This is a genomic window from Tenacibaculum aiptasiae (assembly GCF_965221665.1).
Classification (GTDB): domain Bacteria; phylum Bacteroidota; class Bacteroidia; order Flavobacteriales; family Flavobacteriaceae; genus Polaribacter; species Polaribacter aiptasiae.
Window position 1 is genome coordinate 562767 of sequence record NZ_CBDCSN010000003.1, and the last position, 25085, is coordinate 587851.

The 25085-nt window shown below is 30.9% G+C and carries 19 protein-coding genes; 6 read left to right on the forward strand and 13 right to left on the reverse strand.

Annotated elements, in window-relative coordinates; translation table 11 throughout:
• Nucleotides 1-17 precede the first annotated feature (17 nt).
• On the reverse strand, nucleotides 18-647 hold the full coding sequence (locus ACOQN8_RS14385; RefSeq protein WP_420553191.1) for an NUDIX hydrolase: 630 nt from the start codon (nucleotides 645-647) through the stop codon (nucleotides 18-20).
• A 103-nt stretch (nucleotides 648-750) separates the two neighbouring features.
• Between ACOQN8_RS14385 and ACOQN8_RS14390 the strand changes: the two genes are divergently transcribed.
• A complete protein-coding gene (locus ACOQN8_RS14390) occupies nucleotides 751-1047 on the forward strand; it encodes a hypothetical protein (RefSeq protein ID WP_150898830.1) in 297 nt (98 codons plus the stop codon).
• 61 nt (nucleotides 1048-1108) lie between these two features.
• Here ACOQN8_RS14390 and ACOQN8_RS14395 read toward each other — a convergent pair whose 3' ends face one another.
• Complete coding sequence (locus tag ACOQN8_RS14395; RefSeq protein ID WP_420553192.1) at nucleotides 1109-3952, reverse strand: endonuclease; 2844 nt, start codon at nucleotides 3950-3952, stop codon at nucleotides 1109-1111.
• A 181-nt stretch (nucleotides 3953-4133) separates the two neighbouring features.
• Complete coding sequence (locus ACOQN8_RS14400) at nucleotides 4134-6695, reverse strand: endonuclease (protein ID WP_420553193.1); 2562 nt, start codon at nucleotides 6693-6695, stop codon at nucleotides 4134-4136.
• A 170-nt stretch (nucleotides 6696-6865) separates the two neighbouring features.
• Here ACOQN8_RS14400 and pheT point away from each other — a divergent pair, with 170 nt between their 5' ends.
• From pheT to ACOQN8_RS14415, 3 genes are read left to right on the forward strand one after another with little or no spacing between them, the layout of a single operon-like run.
• Nucleotides 6866-9292 carry a phenylalanine--tRNA ligase subunit beta gene (gene pheT / locus ACOQN8_RS14405; protein WP_150898828.1) on the forward strand — a complete coding sequence of 809 codons (2427 nt, stop codon included), beginning with the start codon at nucleotides 6866-6868 and terminating at the stop codon, nucleotides 9290-9292.
• A 46-nt stretch (nucleotides 9293-9338) separates the two neighbouring features.
• Complete coding sequence (locus tag ACOQN8_RS14410) at nucleotides 9339-10373, forward strand: quinone-dependent dihydroorotate dehydrogenase (RefSeq protein ID WP_420553194.1); 1035 nt, start codon at nucleotides 9339-9341, stop codon at nucleotides 10371-10373.
• 3 nt (nucleotides 10374-10376) lie between these two features.
• Nucleotides 10377-10991 (forward strand): LysE family translocator, encoded by a 615-nt coding sequence (locus ACOQN8_RS14415; protein WP_420553195.1) that lies wholly within the window; start codon nucleotides 10377-10379, stop codon nucleotides 10989-10991.
• A 1-nt stretch (nucleotide 10992) separates the two neighbouring features.
• Here ACOQN8_RS14415 and ACOQN8_RS14420 read toward each other — a convergent pair whose 3' ends face one another.
• Nucleotides 10993-11676, reverse strand: coding sequence for a tetratricopeptide repeat protein (locus ACOQN8_RS14420; RefSeq protein ID WP_420553196.1), 684 nt, complete (start codon nucleotides 11674-11676; stop codon nucleotides 10993-10995).
• A 227-nt stretch (nucleotides 11677-11903) separates the two neighbouring features.
• Between ACOQN8_RS14420 and lon the strand changes: the two genes are divergently transcribed.
• A complete protein-coding gene (gene lon / locus ACOQN8_RS14425; protein ID WP_420553197.1) occupies nucleotides 11904-14357 on the forward strand; it encodes an endopeptidase La in 2454 nt (817 codons plus the stop codon).
• Between the two features lie 59 nt (nucleotides 14358-14416).
• Here lon and ACOQN8_RS14430 read toward each other — a convergent pair whose 3' ends face one another.
• From ACOQN8_RS14430 to ACOQN8_RS14440, 3 genes are all read right to left on the reverse strand, one after another.
• Nucleotides 14417-14587, reverse strand: coding sequence for a hypothetical protein (locus ACOQN8_RS14430; RefSeq protein ID WP_420553198.1), 171 nt, complete (start codon nucleotides 14585-14587; stop codon nucleotides 14417-14419).
• Between the two features lie 103 nt (nucleotides 14588-14690).
• Nucleotides 14691-15923: a radical SAM protein gene (locus ACOQN8_RS14435; protein ID WP_420553199.1), complete on the reverse strand. Its 1233-nt coding sequence runs from the start codon at nucleotides 15921-15923 to the stop codon at nucleotides 14691-14693.
• Between the two features lie 73 nt (nucleotides 15924-15996).
• Complete coding sequence (locus ACOQN8_RS14440; RefSeq protein ID WP_272149042.1) at nucleotides 15997-16254, reverse strand: hypothetical protein; 258 nt, start codon at nucleotides 16252-16254, stop codon at nucleotides 15997-15999.
• 352 nt (nucleotides 16255-16606) lie between these two features.
• Here ACOQN8_RS14440 and ACOQN8_RS14445 point away from each other — a divergent pair, with 352 nt between their 5' ends.
• Entirely contained in the window at nucleotides 16607-16804 is a 198-nt protein-coding gene (locus ACOQN8_RS14445) for a hypothetical protein (RefSeq protein WP_420553200.1), read from the forward strand.
• 3 nt (nucleotides 16805-16807) lie between these two features.
• Here the strand turns inward: ACOQN8_RS14445 and ACOQN8_RS14450 are convergent, their stop codons facing one another.
• The 6 genes from ACOQN8_RS14450 to fdhD form a co-directional block, all read right to left on the reverse strand.
• Entirely contained in the window at nucleotides 16808-18523 is a 1716-nt protein-coding gene (locus tag ACOQN8_RS14450) for a helix-turn-helix domain-containing protein (protein WP_420553201.1), read from the reverse strand.
• Nucleotides 18524-18627: 104 nt separating this feature from the next.
• Nucleotides 18628-19455, reverse strand: coding sequence for a M57 family metalloprotease (locus ACOQN8_RS14455; RefSeq protein WP_420553202.1), 828 nt, complete (start codon nucleotides 19453-19455; stop codon nucleotides 18628-18630).
• A gap of 167 nt (nucleotides 19456-19622) precedes the next feature.
• A complete protein-coding gene (locus ACOQN8_RS14460) occupies nucleotides 19623-21137 on the reverse strand; it encodes a hypothetical protein (RefSeq protein WP_420553203.1) in 1515 nt (504 codons plus the stop codon).
• A 15-nt stretch (nucleotides 21138-21152) separates the two neighbouring features.
• A complete protein-coding gene (locus ACOQN8_RS14465) occupies nucleotides 21153-21821 on the reverse strand; it encodes an SPOR domain-containing protein (protein WP_235273685.1) in 669 nt (222 codons plus the stop codon).
• Between the two features lie 54 nt (nucleotides 21822-21875).
• Nucleotides 21876-24170, reverse strand: coding sequence for an FdhF/YdeP family oxidoreductase (locus ACOQN8_RS14470; protein ID WP_420553204.1), 2295 nt, complete (start codon nucleotides 24168-24170; stop codon nucleotides 21876-21878).
• Nucleotides 24163-24963 (reverse strand): formate dehydrogenase accessory sulfurtransferase FdhD, encoded by an 801-nt coding sequence (fdhD, locus tag ACOQN8_RS14475; RefSeq protein ID WP_420553205.1) that lies wholly within the window; start codon nucleotides 24961-24963, stop codon nucleotides 24163-24165. Before fdhD ends, ACOQN8_RS14470 begins: the two co-directional genes overlap by 8 nt.
• Between the last annotated feature and the right edge of the window lie 122 nt (nucleotides 24964-25085).

A 25085-nucleotide genomic window follows, 5' to 3' on the forward strand; every position in this document is an offset into this window, starting at 1 on the left:
AAAGAAAAAGAAAATATTTACTGTTTTAATAAATCTTTAATTTCTGATAACATCATTGCAGTAGCTCCCCAAACAATGTAATCGTTTAATTTAAAGCATGGTACGTCTATGTTTTTCATGTAAGAAGTTTCCATTTCTTTTGAGGTCAAATTGTCATCGTTTAATAAATCGCTAGTCAAAACTTCTATAAGGTTTGCAACTTCATTGTTAGGAGTAAACTTCGGTTTTTCAGAAAGTAAGCCTAAAAAAGGAGTTACTAAAAAGTTACTAGGAGGAATGTAAGAGTCTGAAAGTTGACGAATTACTCTAATTGTATTAGAAACAATTCCTACCTCTTCAAAGGTTTCTCTTAACGCAGTTTCTTGAAGATTCTTATCATTTTTCTCAATTTTTCCTCCAGGAAAACTAACTTGTGCAGAATGGGTACCGTTATAACTAGCCCTTTCAGTTAGCAAAAATCGAGTTTGATTGTTGTCATCTGGGTAAAACAAAGCTAAAACCGCAGCTTTTCTTGGATTTTTACTGTCTATTAACTCTTGAGAGAATTGAGTTCTCAGTTTAGGAGCGAGCTTAAATTGTGAAGTTAATCCGCCTAAAGGTTTGTTTTGTAACTCTTCTATTTGATTTATAAAATCAGAAAAAACCATTCGCTTTTAGTATTTTTAGAACAAACATATTAATTTACAAGGTGAAACGTAAATAATTTGGCTTGAATTTTGATTTAAAACCAATTAGAATAAAATTATAAGAATGAATAGAAAAAATAAATATCAAAAATTAGTACTGAGTTTAATTTTTGATGCTATGGGACTTTTATCGTATGCAATACCTGGTTTAGGTGAATTGTTTGACGTCGTTTGGGCACCAGCTTCTGCCTATTTAATGACAAAAATGTATAAAGGAAATAAAGGAAAGATTGCAGCTGCGGTTACTTTTATAGAAGAGGCTATGCCAGGTTTAGATATTATACCAACGTTTACACTTATGTGGTTGTATACCTATGTGTTTAAATCTTCAAAAGAACCTAAAAAAACAATAGAAGTATAATAAAAATAAAAAGGCAGCCTATAGAAGAGCTGCCTTTTTCGAAATTAAATAATTAAACAAATTACTTTTTCATAAACTTCTTGGTAAATGATCTTTGGTTATCATTTACTTCTATAATATACATTCCTGTATTTAAGTCACGTATGTCTATTTGTCTGTTAATTTTACCCTGCATTACAGTTTGACCTACATAATTTGTAATTTTATAATTAGCTTCTCTACCATCAGCTAATTTTAATACGATATAATCTGTAGATGGGTTAGGGTATACCTTAGCATCAAAGATAGGTTCTTCATTACCTAATTGTCCATCAATTTGAACAGTTGTCATAGCCTTAGAAGAATTACTAATATTTACTGTATAATCTTCAACTTCTCCATAAGAAATAGTTTCACAAGGAGTTGGAGCTGCATTCCATTTCATAGAAACACGCATTCTTGTTGTTCCTAATGTAGCAGATGAAGGTACAGTAAAGTTATAAGATAAATTTCCTGCACTAGAAGAAGAACCAGATACTACTTCTTCAGAAGATTCAAAAGTTCCATTTTGGTTGAAGTCAATCCATACTTTCCAATATTCTGTATATGAAGAACTAGCAAAACCAGCACTTACAACAATTGTATTGCTTCCTATTGCAATATTAGCTGTTTGAGAAGTGAAATCGCCATAACCTCCATTAGCAGATGTCACATTTGAAATGCCACCAATTGCTACGTTATCTATGTACTCATAGTTTACATTACTTCCTTTAGAATCACAATAAGTAATTGTAGGAGATTTAGTAGTAACCCCAATTACATTACTTGCTGTAGAAATATTACCAGCTTGATCTTTTGCTTTTACAGAAAAAGTATAATTTGTACCAGCTGTTAAGTTTGTAACAGTATAGTTTGTACTAGTTACAGTTGTTATTTTAGTACTTCCTCTGAATACATCATAACCACTTACACCAACATTATCAGTAGAGGCAGTCCATGCTAAGTTTACAGAAGTTTGTGTTACGTTTGAAGCTGTTAAACTACTTGGAGCAGATGGAGCTGTAGTGTCTGGAATTGATAATGTTGTAATAAATACTTTATTACTTAGTGCAGAAATATTACCAGCAGCATCTATTGCTTTAATAGAATAGTTATATGCGGTATCGGCAGATAAACCAGTTACAGCATAAGATACAGTTGTTACAGTTGCTATTTTTGAATCGTTTTGATATACCTCGTACCCAGTAACACCAACATTATCCATAGAAGCTGTCCATGCTAAATTTACAGTAGTTTGTGTTAAGTTTGAAGTAACTAAGTTAGAAGGTGCACTTGGAGCTGTAGTGTCAGCAGAAGAACCACCATCGATAGTATGACTACCTAATCCACTAAATGTATCTTTAGCTAAAGTATTCCATTCAGCTACTGTATAAGTGGTATTTGGTGATTTTACAGATGATTTTCTTTGGAATGTTTGATCTTTTCCAAAGTTAGCACTATTGTTTTGGTCTCCAATGATATCAATTAGAGTACTTCCTTTAAATAAAGCTACGGCATCATTACCATTAAAGTTCATTACTGAACTATTAGTTAATTGTGCTTTGTTTTTTACTGTAGTTGAAGCACTACTATGTGCAATAACAAAAACATCACCATTATTTAATTGACCAGTTAATGTTAAGGTATTAGACCATGTACCACCACCATTGGTTGCTTTTTTAATAGAGTATCCACTTAAATCAACTGTTGCTCCAGTAAAATTAGCTATTTCAATAGCTTTGTTATAAGAAGAACCTTCAACATATTCAGAGAATAATAATTCAGTTGCAGTTCCATTTCCACCTGAACCACCGCTTGTTGTGGTTACACTAACAGCATTACTTGCTGCAGAAACATTAGCTGCTGCATCGTAAGCTTTTACAGTAAAATTGTATGAAGTACCAGCTGTTAATCCAGTAACTGTTGTACTTGTACTTGTTGATGTAGCTACTTGTGTACTTCCATTGAAAATATTATAACCAGTTACAGCTGTATTATCTGTAGATGCAGTCCAAGCTAAATCAACAGTTGTCTGTGTAATATTTGAAGCTACTAATCCAGAAGGAGTAGTTGGTGCTTGTGTGTCTGTGTTTCCACCATTTCCAAATAAATCTTCCGCTTGTGGACCACCCCAAATTTGAGTTGCTAAAGCTGGATTATCTATAAAAGGGTTACGATTTCCTTGTAATTGTTCTAATACTGGGTTACGTTGTTTTTCTAAATCCGATACTGGATCTTCAGCATTCCATTGTAAGAATAAGTCGATCATGTTTGGATCTGTAGCTACAGTGTTACCAACACCAACACCAGTTGGCAAAGATTGGTTACCGTAACGCAAGTACATGTACATCATCATACGAGCTACATCACCTTTCCATTCGTCACCTGGATACCAGTTACCTTGTGGGGTAGCACCAGAATTTCCAGAACCAGCAGCAAACTTACGGTTACTACGTGATGAGTTTCTTTGAGCGTCACATGGCCTTAAGTTATGTGCATCAGCACCAGGACCACTTGTTCCTAAGTTAGGGTTAGCTAAAGATTTTGAATATACATGCTCACGATTCCATACGCCTGATCCTCCACCGTGGTTATCTTTTCCACGAGTACGATCGTTAGTAATATCAGAATCAGAATCATTCCAACCATAAATCAATACCACTTTAGTATTGTCTGTTGGATCTAGATCTGTTTGTTTTAATGCGTTCCAAACACCTGGTGTATAAGTTAAAATAGATGTATGTGAACCAATAATTTTAACAGCTAATGCATCTTTTAATGCAGCTCCTGTTTGGTTTAAGTTAACATCATTATAATAAGAAGGTATTTGTTGGGAGAAAACTGATAACGACGCTATCAGAAAAACGAAGGGTAATAGTTTTTTCATTGTTTGGGATTTAACGTTATGTTAGGTTTGGCAAAATTAACACTTTTTTAACATGTTTCTATGTTACCTAAATGTTAAGGATTAATAAGTTATCAACAGTTTTTATTGAAAATAACGTATTTTATAGTTAAAAGTCTTGTCATTTTCATGACAAGACTTTAATTTTTTTGAGGGGTGAAAGTTATTTTTTAATGAATTTTTTAGTGAATGAACGTTGTCCATCATTCACTTCAATAATATATAATCCATTATGTAAATTAGCTATATTGATAGTAGCATGGCTAACTTTTCCAGATAATACTTTTTGACCTATAGTATTGGTTATTTTGTAGTTAGCGTCTCTGTTATCGCTCAATTGTAATTTGATAAAGTTTACAGCTGGGTTTGGTGATACATTGGCACTAAAAATAGGAGCTTCATTTCCTAATTTTCCGTCTGCTATAATAGATTGATTAATGTTTTTAGCACTTACACCAATATTAACGGAATAATCTTCAACTTCTCCATAAGGGATTGTTTCACAAGGAGTAGGAGCTAAGTTCCATTTCATAGAAACACGCATTCTTGTTTTTCCTGACAATGCTGAAGAAGGAACTGTAAAACTATAAGATAAATTTCCTGCACTAGAAGAAGAACCGCTTACCACTTCTTCATTACTTTCAAAAGTTCCGTTTTTATTAAAGTCAATCCATACTTTCCAAAACTCAGTATAAGAGGTACTAGCAAAACCAGCACTAACAATAATAGTATTACTACCGTAGCTTAAATTAGCTGTTTGAGAAGTAAAGTTTCCATAGCCTGAATTTGAAGAAGTAGCATTTGATATACCACCAATGGCAACATTATCTATGTATTCGTAACTAGAATTATTTCCTTTAGAATCACAGTAAGTAACTGTAACAGACTTGGTAGTAATACCAACTACATTACTAGAAGCAGAAATATTACCAGCAGTATCTTTAGCCTTTACAGAAAATGTGTAATTAGTTGCAGCTGTTAGTCCAGTAACTGAATAACTAGTATTTGTAGTTGTTCCTATTTTGGTTGTTCCTCTATAAATATCATACCCAGTTACTGCAGTATTATCAGTAGCAGCTGTCCAAGATAAATTTGCAGAAGTTTGTGTTACTGATGATACTGTTAAGTTAGATGGAGCCGTTGGAACTTGAGTATCAGGAGGAGTTCCTCCTTCAATAGTATGGTTTCCTAAACCACTAAAAGTATCTTTAGATAAAGTATTCCACTCAGAAGAGGTATAACTTGAGTTAGGAGATGTAATAGTAGATTTTCTTTGTAAAGTTTTGTCCTGAGCAAAAGTAGATGAGCTAGTTGGGTTACCAATTAAATCAATTAAAGTATTACCTTTAAATAATCCAATAGCATCATTACCATTAAAAGATAAAACACTTGTATTGGTTAATTGAGCTTTATTTTTAATAGAAGTTGTAGCACTACTATGAGCAATTACATATACTTTTCCATTGGTTAACTGACCAGTTAAATTTAAAGTGCTAGTCCATCCGCCTCCGTTAGAAGCTTTCTTTAAAGAATATCCAGATAAGTTTATCGTAGTTCCAGTATAGTTAGCTAATTCTAAAGCTTTGTTATTAGATGAACCTTCAACATACTCAGAAATTAATAAGTCAGAAGCATTTCCTGAAGATGGAGTAGAAGAAGTAGTTATGTTTACTGTATTACTAGCCGTAGAAATATTATTTGCAGCATCTTTAGCTTTTATAGAAAAAGAATACGCTGTTGCAGCAGTTAAACCAATAACTGAATAAGTAATATTTGTTGTTGTACTTATTTTTGTTGATCCATTATAAATATCATAACCAACTACACCTACATTATCAGTAGCAGCATTCCACGATAAATTCACAGAGTTTTCAGTAATATTAGAAGTTGTTAAATTAGAAGGAGCAGTTGGAGCTTGTGTGTCTGATGATCCACCACCATTTCCAAATAAATCTTCAGCTTGAGGACCTCCCCAAATTTTAGTAGCAAAAGCAGGGTTATCTATAAAAGGATTACGATTTCCTTGTAATCCTTGGATAATAGGGTTACGTTGCTTTTCAAAATCAGACACAGGATCTTCAGCATTCCATTGTAATAATAGGTTAATCATATTACTATCTGAAGAGTTCGTTGTACCAATAGCTACGTTACTAGGTAAACATTGGTTTCCGTAGCGTAAATACATATACATCATCATACGAGCTACATCACCTTTCCACTCGTCACCAGGATACCATCCACCAGATGCGTTACCAGCATTTCCAGAGCCAGTGACAAATTTTTTACTACTTCTTTGAGAGTTAAAAGAAATATCTGCTGGTCTAACATGATGTGCATCTGCACCAGCACCAGAAGTTCCTAAATTAGGATTTCCTAACGATTTAGGATAAACATGTTCTCTGTTCCATTGAGTTCCAGCAGAACCACCATTTGCGTCTTTACTACGAGTTCTGTCAGTTATATAATTACCATCAGTATCACTATAACCATATATTAAAACTACTTTAGAGTTGTTATTTGGATCTAAATCAGATTGTTTTAAAGCGTTCCAAATACCTGGAGTGTATGATAAGTTTGTTGTATGTGTGCTAATTATTTTAGTTGATAATGCATTTTTTAAAGAGGCGCCTGACTGATTTAAATTAACGTCGTTGTAATAAGAAGGCACTTGAGAAAATACTGATATAGAAGCTATCAGCAAAATGAAGGGTAATAATTTTTTCATTTAAAAAAGTTATGATTATTTAATTTAAGAGGGGGATGCAAAAAAACAATAATAAAAAAGCATCAATGTTATCAAATCGTTAACAGTCAGTAAAGTAAATGCTATGAAAAAGGAATTCGATTTATTCCTTAAATTTATGTAAATTTGCGGGCTTAAATTAGAGATTGATTATGAAGATATCATACAATTGGTTACGACAATTTTTACAAACTGACTGGGAAGCAGAAAAAACAGGAGAACTATTAACAGATTTAGGTCTTGAAGTAGAAGGAATTGAAACTGTTGAAAGCATTAAAGGAAGTTTAAAAGGGGTAGTTGTAGGCGAAGTAAAAACATGTATTAAACATCCTAATGCAGACAAGTTAAAAGTTACTACTGTTGATTTAGGAGATGGTAATCCAGTGCAAATAGTTTGTGGAGCACCAAATGTAGATGCTGGACAAAAAGTACCTGTAGCTACTGTTGGAACAACCTTGTATGATGAAAAAGGTGAAGGCTTTAAAATAAAGAAAGGAAAAATTAGAGGAGAAGAGAGTCATGGAATGATTTGTGCCGAAGACGAATTAGGTTTAGGTAAAGGTCATGATGGAATTATGGTTTTAGATGAAGCTTTAGTTCCTGGAACTCCTTGTTCTGAGGTTTTTAATATTGAAACTGATTATGTTTTTGAAATTGGATTAACTCCAAATCGTGCTGATGCAATGAGCCATTTTGGTGTTGCTCGTGATTTACGCGCAGGATTAATTCAACAAGGAACAAACTTAGAGTTAATTTCACCTTCAGTATCAGATTTCCACGTTGATGAGCGTACTCAGAAAATTGATATTGAAATAGAAGATAAAAATTTGGTTCCTCGTTATTGTGGAATTACAATTACAGATATAGAAGTAAAGGAGTCTCCAGAATGGATTCAAAATAGATTAAAAGCGATAGGTATAGCTCCTAAGAATAATGTAGTAGATATTACAAACTATGTTTTACATGAATTAGGACAGCCATTACATGCTTTTGATGCGAATAAGATTAAAGGTAGTAAAGTAGTTGTTAAAACTTTAGAACAAGGTACTAAGTTTACTACTTTAGATGAAGTTGAAAGAGAGTTGTCTTCTGAAGATATTATGATTTGTGATGCTGATGATAATCCATTATGTATTGGTGGAGTTTTTGGAGGGATCAAATCAGGAGTAACTGAGCACACTACCACTATCTTTTTAGAAAGTGCTTATTTTAACCCAGTTTCTGTTCGTAAAACAGCTAAGAGACATGCGTTAAATACTGATGCTTCTTTCCGTTTTGAAAGAGGAATAGATATCAATTTAACAAAATATGCATTAAAACGCGCAGCTTTATTAATTGAAGAATATGCTGGTGGAAAAATGTCATCAGATGTTTTAGATTTTTATCCAGAAAAGATTGAAGATTTTCAGGTATTCTTATCGTATGAAAATGCTTATAGATTAATAGGGCAGGAAATTCCAAAGGAAACTATTAAAAATATCTTAGCATCTTTAGAGATAAAAATTAACAGTGAAACTGCTGGAGGTTTAGGATTAACAATTCCATCTTATCGAGTAGATGTTCAGCGTGAAGCAGATATTATTGAAGAAATTTTAAGAGTTTACGGATATAATAATGTTGAATTCTCACATAAATTAAATACTTCTATTTCTTTTGATAGTGATAAAGAGGTAAAAATTGAAAATATTGTTGCAAACCAATTAACGTCATTAGGATTTAATGAAACAATGGCAAATTCTTTGACTAAAGCTGATTATGTTGATTTATCAGAGAATTTAAATCCTGCATATAATGTAGAGATGTTAAATCCATTGAGTAATGATTTAAAGGTAATGCGCCAATCATTATTATTTAGTGGTTTAGAATCTGTTGCTTACAATATTAACAGAAAAAATAACGCATTGAAATTTTATGAGTTCGGTAAAACGTATCATAAATTTGAAAGCGGATATCAAGAAGATAAGCATTTAACATTATTTGTTACAGGTAATAGAACAAAAGAAAGCTGGAAAACAGCAACACAAACTTCAGATTTCTTTTACTTAAAAGGAATTGTAACAAATATTTTAAGTCGCTTAGGATTAGATAAATTAAAAACAACTCCAGTAAAAACTGATATATTCTCAGAAGGTATTGTGTTAAGTTTAGGAAAAACTAAACTGGTAGAGTTTGGTGTTGTTAAGAGAGGAATTTTAAAAGAATTTTCTATAAAACAAGAAGTGTTATTTGCAGATTTTAACTGGCAAAACATTTTAACTTTTGTAGGAAAAAAGAAAATCAAAGTAACCGATTTACCAAAATTCCCAGCTGTTAAACGTGACTTAGCTTTATTGTTAGACTCTAAAGTAGAATTTAAAGAATTATATAATTTGGCTTTTCAATCAGAGAAGAAATTATTAAAAGAAGTTGATTTATTTGATGTATATGAAGGAGATAAATTACCAGAAGGTAAAAAATCATATGCAGTAAGTTTTGTTTTACAAGACGAAAATAAAACGTTGGCTGACAAGCAAATTGATAAAATAATGAAAAAATTACAGCAAACATTCGAAAAGAATTTAGAAGCTGTTTTAAGATAATTCAGAAGCTCCAATTGTATTGGGGCTTTTTTTATATTTAATTATTATGTATAAACTAATCATCCGTCCAATATTTTTTCTTTTCGATCCAGAAAAGATTCATCATTTTACTTTTTCATTGGTAAAGTTTTTATCCAAAATACCATTAATGTCTTCTTTGTTTAGAGGATTATATCAGGTAAATGATAAAAAATTGGAAAGAAATCTATTTGGATTAACTTTTAAAAATCCTGTAGGACTTGCTGCTGGTTTTGATAAAAATGCAGTGTTGTATAATGAGTTAGCCGATTTTGGTTTTGGATTTGTAGAGATAGGAACTGTAACTCCTAAAGGGCAGGCTGGGAATCCGAAAAAGCGATTGTTTCGTTTAAAAGACGACCAAGGAATTATTAATCGTATGGGGTTTAATAATGAAGGATTAGCTACTGCAATAGAGCAATTAAAAAAGAACAAAGGAAAAATTATTCTTGGAGGTAATATTGGTAAAAATACCAATACAGCTCCAGAAGATTATACAGAGGATTATGTAGAGTGCTTTAAAGGATTGCATCCTTACGTAGATTACTTTGTGTTAAATGTGAGTTGTCCAAATGTTGGAAGTCACGCAAAATTAGATGATGTAGATTATTTAAAAGAATTAATTACGGAGGTTCAAAAGTTGAACAATCAAGAGTCTGTTCAAAAGCCTATTTTATTAAAAATAGCTCCAGATTTGAACAATCAACAGTTGGATGAAATTATAGAGTTAGTTGCTGAAACTAAAATAGATGGAGTTATAGCTTCAAATACTTCTGTAAATAGAGAAGGACTAAAAGCCTCAAAAGAACGATTGGAAAAAATTGGTAATGGAGGTTTGAGTGGACAGCCAGTAAAAGAAAGAAGCACAAGAGTTATAAAATATTTAGCAGACAATTCAAATAAGGCATTTCCAATCATTGGAGTAGGAGGTATTCATTCAGAAAAAGATGCTTTAGAAAAACTTGATGCTGGTGCAGATTTAGTTCAGATTTATACAGGTTTTATTTATGAAGGACCAAGCTTGGTAAAGAGAATCAATAAAGCTATTTTAGCAAAAAGTTAATAAATGATTGAAACCCTAATCTCTTTTGTTTTAGCTACTGGAACACTAGCTTTTTCACCAGGACCAGACAATATATTTGTTTTAACACAAAGTATCGTAAACGGAAAAAAATATGGATTAGCAACTGTAGCTGGATTAATGACTGGTTGTATTATTCATACTACCTTAGTAGCCTTTGGAGTTTCAGAAATTATAAATCAAAACCCTAAATTGTTTTTTATTATAAAACTATTGGGAGCAGGGTATCTTTTGTATTTAGCTTATCAAGTATATAGAAGCGATGCTAAAATTGCATTTTCAACAGAGAATGTAGAAAAAAAGACAACTTTTGAATTGTTTAAAAAAGGATTTTGGATGAATGTTTTAAATCCGAAAGTGACTATTTTCTTTTTGGCTTTTTTTCCGCAATTTCTGTTTTCGGATAGTCTTTCAAATGTATTACAGTTTTATGTTTTAGGAGGTTTATTTATACTAACATCGTTCGTAATATTTTCTACAATAGCTATTTTAGCAGGTACTATTTCAGAATCTATAAAAAAGAATGCCCAAATAGGAGTTTACCTAAAATGGGCACAAATAGTTGTTTTTGTTGGAATTGCAGTTTTAATTTTGCTATAAATTAATCTTCTTCCTTTTTAGTAAGTCTTTTTAAAGCTCTTCTAGAACTTCTATTTTCTGGATTAATAGCTAATGATTTTTTATAGTATTCTGTAGCTTTTATAGTATCTTTCATTTTTAAATAAGCATCACCGGTACTGTCGTAAGTATTAGAGCTTTTAGGGTATAATTCAATATTGATTTTAAAAACATTAAGAGCTTTTTCAAATTCTTTATTTGATAAATAACGATAACCTAAACGATTTAAACTTCTTTCTCTAATAACAGGGTTTAAACTATCTTTTTGCTTAATGGCTTTATATCCTTTTAAAGCGGCTTCAAAATTATTTTCAGCTAAGTATTCACTAGGAGTTTTTTCACCTTCTTTAAGTTTGTTGAAAATGTAAACTTTATCATGATGTTCACGTTTTTTTGCTAATTCAATTTTATTTTGTGCTGTGTTAAATATTAGTTTTTCGTTTAATTCACGAGCATAAAAAGTACTATCATTAACTTTTAGAGGTTCTAAATTTTGACCACGCCATGTTAAAAATAACTTTCCTTCGTTAAATTTTACTTCTATAGTTTCATCAGCATTAAAAAAATAACGACCAGAGGCATTCTTAATAAACTCTTCAGAGTTTTTATTTGAGGTACAGTTGGTTAGGAGTAGTAATAAGGAAATAAAAAATAGTTTAGTTTTCATTGTTTGGTATAGCTTTTTGTAAAAATATAATAATATGACGACTGATTGTAAAAATAGTTACAAGTTTCTTATAAAGAATTAGTTGGCATAAGAATTGACCTATATAAGGAAAGAAAACAAAAAAGCAACACGTATAGTGTTGTTTATTAGAAGATTAAGGTTTTTGTAGTGCTTTTTGTATTAAGTGTACTAATAGAAAAATGCCACTATGACAGATATAAAAGATTATGAGTAAACCCAAAATAATACATTTAGACAACTTGTCGCTTCAGGATGCTTTTAATGAAAATTCTGAATTAATTCCTTTGTTAACTCCAGAGGATGAAGAAATAATAAATAAAGAAGAAGTACCTTCTGAGTTACCAATTTTACCTTTAAGGAATACAGTGTTATTTCCAGGTGTGGTGATTCCTATAACTGCTGGAAGAGATAAGTCTATTCAATTAATTAAAGATGCTAATGAAGGAGATAAAATTGTAGGTGTAGTAGCACAAAAAAATAGTGATGTAGAGAATCCAGGTATAGATGATATTCATAAAACGGGTGTAGTTGCGCAAATTTTAAGAGTTCTTAAAATGCCAGATGGTAACACAACTGTTATTATACAAGGAAAAAAACGCTTTGAAATTGATGAGATTACACAAGATACTCCATATTTAAAAGCTAAAGTTAGAGAGGCAAAAGAGGAAAGAGATATTGATGATGAAAAAGAGTTTAATGCAATAATTGATTCTATCAAAGATTTAGCTTTAGAGGTAATTAAAGAAAATCCAATGTTACCTTCTGAAGCTTCTTTTGCAATTAAGAACATTCAATCAAATTCATTTTTAGTGAACTTTATTTCATCTAATATGGAATTGAGTGTTTCAAATAAACAAGTTTTACTTGAAAAGGATAACTTAAAAGAAAGAGCGCTTTTAACTTTAAAAAACTTAGATAAAGAGCTTCAAAAGTTACAATTACGTAATGATATTCAGTCAAAAACAAGATCAGATTTAGATCAACAACAACGTGAATATTATTTACATCAGCAATTAAAAACAATTCAAGACGAGTTAGGTGGAGTTTCTCACGACCAAGAGTTGGAAGAAATGAAAACAAAGGCAAAGTCTAAGAAATGGAATAAAAATGTTGCTGAAACATTTGAGAAGGAAATAAATCGTTTAAGAAGAATGAATCCTCAAATGGCTGAATATGGTGTGCAACGTAATTATTTAGAGTTGATGTTAGAATTACCTTGGGGAGAATATTCTGAGGATAAATTTGACTTGAAAAAAGCTCAAAAAATATTAGATAGAGATCACTTTGGACTTGAAAAAGTTAAAGAACGTATTATTGAACATTTAGCTGTATTAAAATTACGTGGAGACATGAAGTCACCAATAATTTGTTTATACGGTCCTCCAGGTGTTGGAAAAACTTCGTTAGGTAAATCAGTTGCTGAAGCTTTAGGTCGTAAGTATGTACGTATGTCATTAGGTGGTTTACGTGATGAAGCTGAAATTAGAGGACATCGTAAAACTTATATTGGAGCTATGCCTGGTCGTTTAATTCAAAACCTTAAAAAGGCGGGTACTTCAAATCCTGTATTTGTATTAGATGAAATAGATAAATTAAGTCAAAGTCATCAAGGAGACCCATCTTCTGCTATGTTAGAAGTGTTAGATCCTGAACAAAATACAGAGTTTTATGATAATTATTTAGAGGTTGGTTATGATCTTTCTAAAGTGTTATTTATAGCTACTGCTAATAATTTAGGACAAATACCTTGGGCATTACGCGATCGTATGGAGCTTATCAATGTAACAGGGTATACTATTGAAGAGAAGGTTGAAATCGCAAAAAAGTATTTATTTCCTAAGCAATTAAAAGAGCATGGATTATCAACTGAACATTTAACGGTTGGTAAAAAGCAAATAGAAAAAATTGTAGAAGGTTATACAAGAGAATCTGGTGTTCGTGGTCTTGAAAAGCAAGTAGCGAAAGTAGTGCGTTTTGCAGCAAAATCAATAGCGATGGAGGAGGAGTATAACGTTTCTCTAACAGATGAAGATATTGAAACTATTTTAGGGCCTGCTCGTTTAGAACGCGACAAGTATGAAAGCAATGATGTAGCTGGTGTAGTTACAGGTTTAGCTTGGACAAGTGTTGGTGGAGATATTTTATTTATTGAGTCTATTTTATCGAAAGGAAAAGGAAGCTTATCTATTACGGGTAATTTAGGTACAGTTATGAAAGAGTCTTCAACCATAGCAATGAAGTATATTAAAGCTAATGCTGAAGAGTTTGGAATTAAACCTGAGGTTTTAGATAAATACGATGTTCATATTCATGTGCCAGAAGGAGCAACTCCTAAAGATGGACCGAGTGCTGGTATTACTATGTTAACTTCATTGGTGTCTGTATTTACACAGAGAAAAGTAAAAAATAAAATAGCAATGACAGGAGAAATTACTTTACGTGGTAAGGTATTGCCTGTTGGAGGGATTAAAGAAAAAATATTGGCTGCTAAAAGAGCAAATATTAAAGAAATAATTCTTTGTGCTGACAACAAAAAAGACATTGATGAAATTAAAGCTAGTTATTTAAAAGGCTTAACTTTCCATTATGTAACTGAAATGAGTGAAGTAATTAATATTGCCCTTACGAAGCAAAAAGTGAAAAATGCTAAAAAGATATAATTAGATTTTATATAAATTTAAAAAGGGTTAAACTATTATAATAGTTTAACCCTTTTTTTTTAGATATAGCCTATATGCTCATCATCCTCTTCAACTGGTATAATACACCAGCATCCGTAATAAGTACAATCTAAAATCCATCCACGAGGACAATGTATTTGGCCTCCATTAATAGTTCGTTGTTCATCTTTTTTTAGGATAGTACCTAAGTTTGAAATTGATTTTAACATGGTTAGTTGTTTTTAATTTGTCCTTACTCTATTTAATGCTTTTCAGGTTTCGCATTTTAAGATTAGATCTTTTAAAGAATGATTTTTAATTTTTTTAGTAGGCTTATGCGATTATCATATTTTTTTCTGAAAAAGATTCTAATTCTTTTTTATAGAAAAAGTTTTTGTTAAAATCAGTTGAGTCTAAGTAGTTAATAATTTCTGTAGGATTAATTTTTTCTACATTTTCTTTTTCATGTAAGTCTGGAAAACAAGAAATAAAGTATCCTTGTATATGTGCTATAAGTTTAATTAAGTCTTTACAGTAAACAGATGGATTGTTGAAACCATTTTCTTTGCTATATCGATGTACCAATCTGCCTCCTTTGCAAATTACATTTAAAGGGCATTCTTGACATTGCTTACATAGTTTAGAGTTAATATTATTAAAGTATAACTTTCCTAGAGAGGTTTTTTTAATATCCTGAAAGCTATTGTCTTTAATATTAAAACCAGTTTTTGTAAAACCATGTCCACATGCTTTTAAAGAATCTATAGCTTCAATTTCCCCATTTGTTTCTATGACTAACACGGTAGATTCATTTATGGGGTTCTCGTTAAGCATGGTTAAGGAGTTTAATAGCCCTATAAAAATAGGGATTTTATATCGTTGAGAATCGTTAACCCATATGTTAAATAGCTCGATTAACCAGTCTCCCATAATAGTTTTTTCTTTATTAAAAGGATAGCTATTATGAGTATAATCTGGAATAAGGAAATTCACATAGCTAACTCTCATTTTTTTGAAACTATTGTAAACTTCTAGAGGAGTTTCTTTTACATTAATTACACATGCTATATCTGCAAAATTCATTTCTTTTTTTAAAAGAGTTACACCTTTAAAGACATCATTATAACTTCCATTACCTTTATGATCGACTCTAAACATGTCATGCGCTTTTTGTGTGCCGTCCACGCTAACGCTAGGGGAAATGTTTAATTCTTTAAATAAACGAATCCAGCTTTCATCCAATAGAACACCATTGGTTTGTAAATCAAAAGAAAAAACTACATCATTGAGTTCATTCTGAATTTCTTTTACTTTAGATGTAAAGTCTATAAAAAATTGTTTTGGAGCGAGTAGAGGTTCTCCACCATGGAATAGAAAAGAAAACTCTTTTTTATTATACTCTTGTATATATTTTTTGGTTTTGTTAATAATGTTATCAACAATTTTAGTAGACATAAACTTAGGTTGTTTTTTATAAGTTGTATCCCCTAAATTGTACATAAAACAATATGAGCAATTGAGATTGCATCTGCTGGCAACTTTTATAGCTAAAGAATTGAAATTCATGATTTAATTATTAATTAATATAAATCAAGGAAACTATATCAAGTATAATTTCCTTGATTTTTAAATTTATGTATTAGTGTGGAATACCAGTGCTAATACCTATTACTTCATGAGTATGGTCAGCTTCTAAAAACTTAACACATCTTTTTAATTTATTGCTCCAGACTAATCCTTTTGGACATCGTCCGCCACCGCCACCAGTAGGGTAATAAATAATGTCATCTGATGATGAACCTATACCTATGTCACCTCCTCTAATAGGTGACAAGTCGTTAATTTCTAAGTTTGAAAACTTTTCAATTCCTTTAGATAAAAAAAATGTTTTTTTCATTGGATTAAAATTTAGTTAGTATGCTTACTCTAGTTATTTTAATAGAATATCTACATTTTCAGCTTCCTATAGATATTTATAAGTTGTATTTAAGTTTATTAATGAGAATAAAAAGAAGTACTTATTTGTATCATTCTATATCACAAATATTGAATGTAAAATGTGATAAATGAAGGAAAGAAGGTTGTGATTTATAAAATAGGGAGGTACTATTTTAAAATTATGGTATAATAAAAAAATAGATAACATGTTGTTTTACAGTAGTTTTTAGAAGTGTAAGAAAGAGGAAACAAGAATTAAGTAATATCAGAGTTAAAAAGATATAAATTGAACTAACTTAAATTAATTAATCATGAAATTATTAACAATTAGCACTTTAGAATCTTTTCAGCTAACAAGAGTAGAGCAGAGGAATATAACGGCAAAAGGAACTAAATTAAATGGTGGACCTGACACGGATGGAGAAGAAGATTGTTCTCCACCACCTCCACCAGGAGTTATTTTAGAGAAAAAAACAGTTTACTGCTTAGAACCACCTGTTTTTATGTAAATATTATTTAATGATAACTTCCTTGTCAATTTTTTCAATGAATTGATAAGGAGTTATTCCTGTGTGCTTTTTAAAAATTCGAGTAAAGGATTTAGCATTTTTATAACCTCCAATTTCACCAATAGCTTGCGTTGTATACGCTCTGATTTTTTTGTCTTCACTCAATTTTTTTGTAATATAATTAATCCTTAGTTCGTTGGTGTATTCACTAAAACTCATTTTTTTGTATTCTTTTATTACTTTAGAAAGATAAGTAGTGTTAGTACCAATTTTTTTAGCTGCATTATATAGGTTAAAATCATCTTTTAAAAAATATAATTTTTCTTCAATTTTAGATAACCCCTTAATAATTTGTTGGTGTTGCTCATCTTTTATTTTTAAGTCACTAGTTGTAATAGTGTCTTTTTCTTTTTGAGAAACTCTAGTTAACAAATCATTTAACCGTGATTTTGCTTTCTTTTTTTCTCTTATATTTTTGAAAACAAAAAAGCTTGTAAATCCTAGTATTAGAATTAAGCTAATAACAATGATATTGTAGTAAAAAGCTCTTTTGTTATTGTCTTTATTTAGGGCGTTAATTTTTTTTGTAAAATTAATTTCCTTGGCAGTTTTATATGCTTCTTTGAATTGTTGCTTTTCTCTTGTAGATATTTTATCATATGCATTTAAAAAGGTGTTTAAGTAATAATTAGCAGAATCTACTTTCTTTTGGTTTAAGTAAATTTTAGAGAGATAATTATTTGCATGCATATAATTATAGTCCAATAGTGTGTCGTTTTTTATATGAAGGGCTTTTAAAAAGTTGTTTTTAGCTTTTTTTAAATTCTTAGCCATATAATAATTAACAGCAGTATTGTAATAGCCTTTATATAAATAAGAATATGATTTGTATTTATGAAAAATCTCTAAACTCTTTTCAAGATAAAGATTAGCTTTGGTGTATTCCTTTTTTAAAGTGTGAATAGTTCCCAAGCCATAATAAGTTCTACCGTAATAATAAGAATCATCCTTAAGATTATTGTTTTTAAGAATAGAGTTGTAATAGTATAAAGATGAGTCTGCATATTGTATTTGTAAAGTGTCGTTTTTATACATAGTAGCATAAATAGCGCCAATATTAAGAGAAGTTTTTAGTTTGTTGATTTGAAATTTACTTCCTAACTTTTCTTTACTTATTTCTAGTAAAAAGTGTTTTTCTTTAGTTTTTAATAAAGCTTCATTAAGCTCTTCCATGTCTTGATATATAAGAGCTATGTTTCCTTTTATTTTAATAATTCGCTCTATATCTTTTGTTTCAATGGCGTAGGCTTCTGCTTTTGTGTAGTTTTTAAGAGCTTGTTTAGTAAGACCTCTTCGTTTTTTAGTATTTCCTAGGAGTATGTGAATATCAAATAAGATATTGTAATTCTCTTTTTTTAAAGAAATTTTGGGTAAATATTTAGAGATACTATCTTTAAAAAAATTGATATCTACAATTTGTTTTTCTCTTGTTTTTATATATTCAATGGCGGAATATGCAAAAGTTTTATAAGGGATGTTGTTGGTTTTAACAAGTTTATTCATGTAAAATAAAGTACTGTCTATTCCGATTTTTCTATTTAAATAAAATTTCTTTTTTAAATCTATTAATTCATTTTCATTTAAAGTTGTGTTGGTTTGAGAAAATAAAAGAGTAGAGGAGAAGAATACTAAGAATAGTGAAGAGATATATTTTAGCATAAGGGTTGAGGGACAATTGATTATTTACTGCAAAATATAAAAAAAAGAGACTAGTTTAAAACAAAGTCTCTTTTATAAAGATAAAACTTATATAGAAATTATAATTAATACAAGTAGTTTAAGGCAATTCTGTCATTTTGGTTAAATTCCCCAGAAGAATTACTACTGAAACATGCTAGCATTAAAGAGGTTGGATCATAACCAGCTGTTGTACCAGGTATAGGAATAGCACCAACACCAGCTTGTCCTTCGTTTACATTTTGTCCACAACTTCGTCTAGTTTGCCAATCGGTATGTCTAAATCCAACAGAATGACCAATTTCATGTGTAATTACATGCTCAATTACATCAAGACTGAAGTTTCCTAAACCGTGAATTTCTACCCATTTATAAGGTTTTCCATTAGAAGGAAAGCCAGCAGATCCTCCAGCGCCAACAGCGTTTGCATCTACGTAAACAAGCATGTCTTGAGGAGAATAATTTGTACCGAAAGTTAAATTAAACTGAATATCTAAATTAAGTTCGTTATAGTTTTCTACAGCCATTCTTAATGCTGTTTGTTCTCTTGAAGATAAACCATAACCATCATTAGCATTATATCCCATTATATTAATAATAGTACCTCTGTCTACTAAATTACTTGTTCTATAATTTTTGCCTAAATATTGACCGACTTTTTCAAAGTTCATAATTTGCTCATGACTTAAATATATGTCGCCTTCTACAAGATATCTGTCTCTCGAAGTGCCATCAGGTAAGTGTTGTTTTGATAGAGTAACATTATCTGTGTTAATGTTAAAGTCTTTTAATTTAGTTAAGATTTGTTTTGGTATTTGTGCATCTTGATTTAAAGAAGTTTCATTATCACTACAGCTTGTAGTTAAAGTTATTACAGCTAATAATGATAAAATTTGAAGGGTGATTTTTTTCATTTTTTTAATTAGTTTGATTAATAATTAATTGCTAGAAATTTCTATGCATCAAAAATGAAATATTAAAACCGATTATATTTTGATTTAAATCAAAATATAATCGGTTTTTTTAAATATATAGTTGTTATTTAGGTGTTAGTTTAGGGAATATTTAGTTTTTTTAGTATTTATTTAACACTTAAATAAGAGAAGTTGTAGCTGATTCCGAAATTTAGATAAGAACTACTTAAACTTCCTCCACGAGCTTTAACATACCCTAATCCTGCTCGTAAATTAAGTTTGTCTGTTAGTTTGTAATTAACACCAGCACTTGGTTTTACTATTAAACCTTGTCCTGTGCTAATTCCGCCTCCACCAGCAGCTCCTGCTAATGCTTGTAAAAATACAGAAGTGGTATTATTAAAGAAAGTGTTTGATTGTACTCCTAAACCAACAATTCCTTCAGCATACGCTCCAGCATCACCAAAATTAGCAAAAGAAGTTTGTCCAGCACCGTAAATATATTTATTAAAGAAAAAGTTAACTTGTAAAGATATTTGGTGCATGTCTTGATTTATGCCAGTATCTCTAGCTGCATTTAAATATAAGTCTTGTTTAATAATAGCTTCTAACCCTTTAAGTTTTGCTGTAGAAAAACTATTTTCTTCAGATTCTATACCGTCTTTGTCAATATAATATTTAAGTCCAAAACCTAGAGTAGAGGAAGTGAAGTGTCCGTCAGGACTCATTAGATATCCTTTATTTATTGATCCATAAACATTGTTAAATAATTTTTGTTCAATAGAGATGTCAGGGTAAATTAAAAAACCCCCTTTAGTGTCTACACCACCGCCGCCTCCGGCTCCAACACCGAATTTAGCTAAAATATTAGTTCTATTTTTATTCATAGACAAATGATAACCACCTCCTAATAAGATGTCCATATAGCCTGCTTTGATTCCATGATAAGCCCCATCAGCCTTTACAAAAAAGAAAATATTATCATTCAAATAAGAATTAAATTCAAAACCAGCTAAGCGTATGGTTTTTCCTTTAAGATTTCCTTTGGTAACAGAAAGGTTGTTAAGATGAACTAATAAAGAAGCTCGGTTTCTTTTTTGATTCCATGAGGTATTGGTTAGGTTTTCTATTGAAAAAGATTGCTCTCTTTCTTTAAAGCTAGTAAAATCAAAAGATAAAGGAATTTGTACAGCAACATTAAACTGACTGCTATTGATGTTACCTTTATCAAAAAAGTTGATATAACTATAACCAGCGGTAGCAGAAAAATATTTGAAATCATAACCTAAGTTAAAGTGAGGTAAAATAAAAGCTCCACCACCATCAGGAGCAGAAGCACCACCACCGCCACCGAAATGGAAACCAGTATCTAAAAATAATTTTTTTGTTATTTTTTGTTGAATACCAGCATTGATTCCTAATGTGAAAAAACCGCCTCTAATTCCGCCCACAGCTCCATAGAATCCAAGCCCTGCATAACTCCAATCATTAAGTTTTAAATTATAATGAAGCCCTGTAAAATCCATGTTTTCTTCATTGCCTGGCATTTTTATAGATAAAAAGTCTAATTGTCCAAAACCTTTTTGGGTTTCTTTAGCTGGTATGTTAGTTTGGGCATAAAAAAAATGAACACTCATTATTAAACCTAATATGAGTGCTCTTTTACTAATTTTATTTAGCATTAAATATGTTTTGTTTTAATTGTGTATTTTTTGACGTTTTCCATTTATGTATGAAGCTACAAATGCATCATCAAATCCAACTTTTACTAATTCTCTTTGTAGTTTTTTAGCTTCTTTTAAAGTAGAAAATAAACCTATAGAATATTTAAAATATCCATCAGAACTTGTTACTGTAGAAGGAATTGTTTTTGAAGATAATAGCGGGTGATTTCTTTTAGAAAAAACACCTATTTGTACTGAATATATAGTTTTTCCAGAAGTCTTTTTTGATACATCAGAAGCAGCTTTGCTAATGTCTAAAGAACTGTTACTAGTAGATTCATCGTTATTGGTATTAACTGCATCTCCAGATTTAGCTTGAGCTCTAGCTTTTCTTTTAGCTCTAGCTTGTGCTCTTTTAACACTGTCTAATACTCTAAGAGCTTCATTTTTCTTTATAGTAGCTATTTCGTCAGTAGAAGAAAAAGAGCTACCACCATTGTTCGTGTAAAAGTAATAAGTGGCTGCTAAAGAAGCTCCTAATAAAAGGCCTAAGACGATAGGAATAATTTTAGACTTCTTTTTAAAAGAGTCATATTCTTCTTGAACTTGGCTTAATTCATTTTCAGCTTCTTCTCTTTTTAACTTTGAATTGTCTAAGTCTTCTTGCATTAACTTAAACTTTTCTTCTTCTATAAAAGGCATAATTGGTGGTTAATTAATGTTAAATTATTTTACTAAAATACAAATCTTTTTTAATTAGCCTTTTTCAACAGTTATTATTACTGTTTTAGAGGCTGGAGTATGACTAATTCTAGCTTTACTTTGTATTGGAACTAAAACATTTGCTTCAGGAAAATACGTAGCTGTACACTGTCTTGGTATGCTATATGGTATAACTAAAAATCCATTTGCAATTCTTCTTTCTCCTTTAAAATGACTTACTAAGTTTACTTTGTCAAGTTTAGATAAACCTTGGTTTTTCATATCATTTGGATTCATAAAAATAACTCTACGCTCATTTAAAACACCTCTATAGCGGTCGTTTAATCCATAAATAGTGGTATTGTATTGATCATGAGTACGAATAGTCATTAACATAAATTGATTGCTTTCTAAAGCTACATCTGATGGTAGGTTTAAAGTAAAGTTAGCTTTCCCCGTTGCTGTAGGAGTATAGTTATTATCTCTTGCGTTGTTTGGAAGGTAAAACCCACCTTTATTTCTAACTCGTTTATTATAATTGTCAAAACCAGGGATGGTAGCTTCAATTTTATTTCGAATTAAATCATAGTTAGTAACTAATGATTTCCATTCAGTAGTAGAATTTTTTAAAGTAGCTTCGGCAATTCCTGCTACAATAGCTGGTTCGCTAAGTAATTCTGAAGATGATGGTGATAAATGACCATTAGATTGGTGTACAACTCCCATAGAATTTTCTACAGAAACAAATTGTTCTCCACTAGCTTGAATATCCTTTTCAGATCGTCCTAAACAAGGAAGTATTAAAGCTTGTTTTCCATGTACTAAGTGACTTCTATTTAGTTTTGTTGAAACTTGAACGGTTAAATTACAATTTCTCAACGCTTCAGCTGTGTATTCAGTATCTGGTGTAGCTGAAATAAAGTTCCCCCCCATACCAATGAATACCTTAGCTTCATTTTTATGCATAGCTTCAATAGCTGCAACTACATCGTAACCATGTTTGCGAGGAGCTTTGAAATTAAATTCTTTTTCTAGATTGTCTAAAAATGAATCTTTTGGCTTTTCCCAAATTCCCATGGTTCTATCTCCTTGTACATTGGAATGCCCACGAACTGGACAGGTACCAGCTCCTTTTTTACCAATACTACCTTTTAAAAGAAGTAGATTGACTAATTCTCTAATATTGTCTACAGCATTTTTATGTTGAGTTAATCCCATTGCCCAACAGATTATAATCTTGTCGTTATTTATAATTAACTCTGTAGCTTCTTTAATGGTTTCAATAGATAAGCCAGTTTGAGGTAGTAACTCTTCTATGGTATAGTTGTCTAAATCATTTAAAAATTCATCTACACCATGCGTTTTTTCTTTTATAAATTGATGATTGAAAACAGTGTTTGGTTCTTTGTTTTCCTTTTCTTTCATCAATTTTAAGATGATTTTCAATAAAGCTACATCTCCATTTATTTTTACTTGAAGAAACAAATCGGTTAATTTGTCACCAGAACCTAACCATTTTAAAGGGTTTTGAGGATCAACATAATTCATTAATCCAACTTCAGGTAATGGATTAATAGTCATTATTTTTCCACCGTTTTTTTTAGTATTTCTTAATGCTGTAAGCATTCTTGGGTGATTGGTTCCTGGGTTTTGCCCCATTACAATGACTAAATCTGCATGATTAAAATCGTCTAAAGTTACAGATCCTTTACCAATTCCAAGTGTTTCAGATAAGGCGCTACCACTACTTTCGTGACACATATTAGAGCAGTCTGGTAGATTATTTGTACCAAATTGACGAACAAATAATTGGTATAAGTAAGCAGCTTCATTGCTAGTTCTTCCAGAAGTGTAAAATATAGCTTCATCTGGAGAGCTCAAGCTATTTAATTCTTTACCTATAAGGTTAAAAGCTTCTTTCCAAGATATCTCTTCATAATTATTTGATCCTTCTCTTAAAATCATAGGGTGCGTAATACGACCACTTTTTCCAATTTTATAATCAGACCATTCAGACATTTCTTGAACTGAATGTGTTGCAAAGAATAGGGGAGATACCCTATTTTTTGTAGCTTCTTCAGCAACTGCTTTTGCTCCATTTTCACAGTATTCTGCAAGAAAAGCTCTCTTTTCATCTGGGTCTGGCCATGCGCAACCTGGGCAATCAAAACCATTTATTTGGTTAAGATTTTGAAGCAGGCTAATTCCCTTACTAACTCCAGTTTCTGAAAAAACATGGTTTAAAGCAGATTTTATAGCTTTGGTTCCAACTGCTTTTTTAGGAATATCAATTAATTTAATTCCTGTTAGCTCTTCTGGTGGTTGAGCGTGTGTTTTTTTATCACTCATAATTTATATATTGAGGATTAGAATATATTGTCATTTTGTTGTTTCGGCTAAAACCGATTAAGCAAATACCAAATTCCTTAGCAAAATCTACTGCTAAAGATGAGCAAGCTGAAACAGCAATTATTATAGGTATTTTTGCTAGAAAAGCTTTGGAAACTATTTCGTAAGAAACACGTCCGCTTACTAGCATGTAATTGGTCGATTTTAAAAGATTTTTATTTAATAAATCACCAATACATTTATCTACTGCATTATGTCTACCTATGTCTTCCTTTATGGTTAAAAGGTTTTGTTTTCTGTCAAAAAGTGCACAGGCATGACTACCACCTGTAATTGAAAATAATTTCTGCATATTGTTCATTTTCAAATACATTGAGTCTTTTATGTGAAGTGATTCTTTATGTTTTTTAGTGAGTGGTTTGTCTTCTGTTTTTAAATCTTTTATTTCTTTTTTTCCGCAAATTCCACAGGATGAAACAGAAAGCAAAGTGCGTTTATTTAAGTATCCTTTACCTAGCTTTTCTTTTGGGATAAAAACATTTAAAATTGATGAATAATCTTTGTTTTCTTCAATCGTTTCTATTTTTAAATCTGAAGTTTTTTTGTAAATATCTTCAGCATACAATAAACCTCTAATAAGTTCTTTATCATCTCCAGGAGTTCTCATAACAACAGTATAAGATTCTGAATTAATGTTTATTTGAAGAGGAGCTTCAATAACAAGACTATCTTCAATTTCAGATACTTGATTGTTGGATAATTTTATGGATTGATAGGTACTTGCTTGTTTCATGCTGTAAACAAATGTACTTAAAAGTAAGTGAATTGAAAAGCCTTGTTTGAGGCCAAGGCCTTTCGGTATGTTTTATCACCCCTTAATAAACAAAACACACCCAGATAGGGTAACCTTCTTTA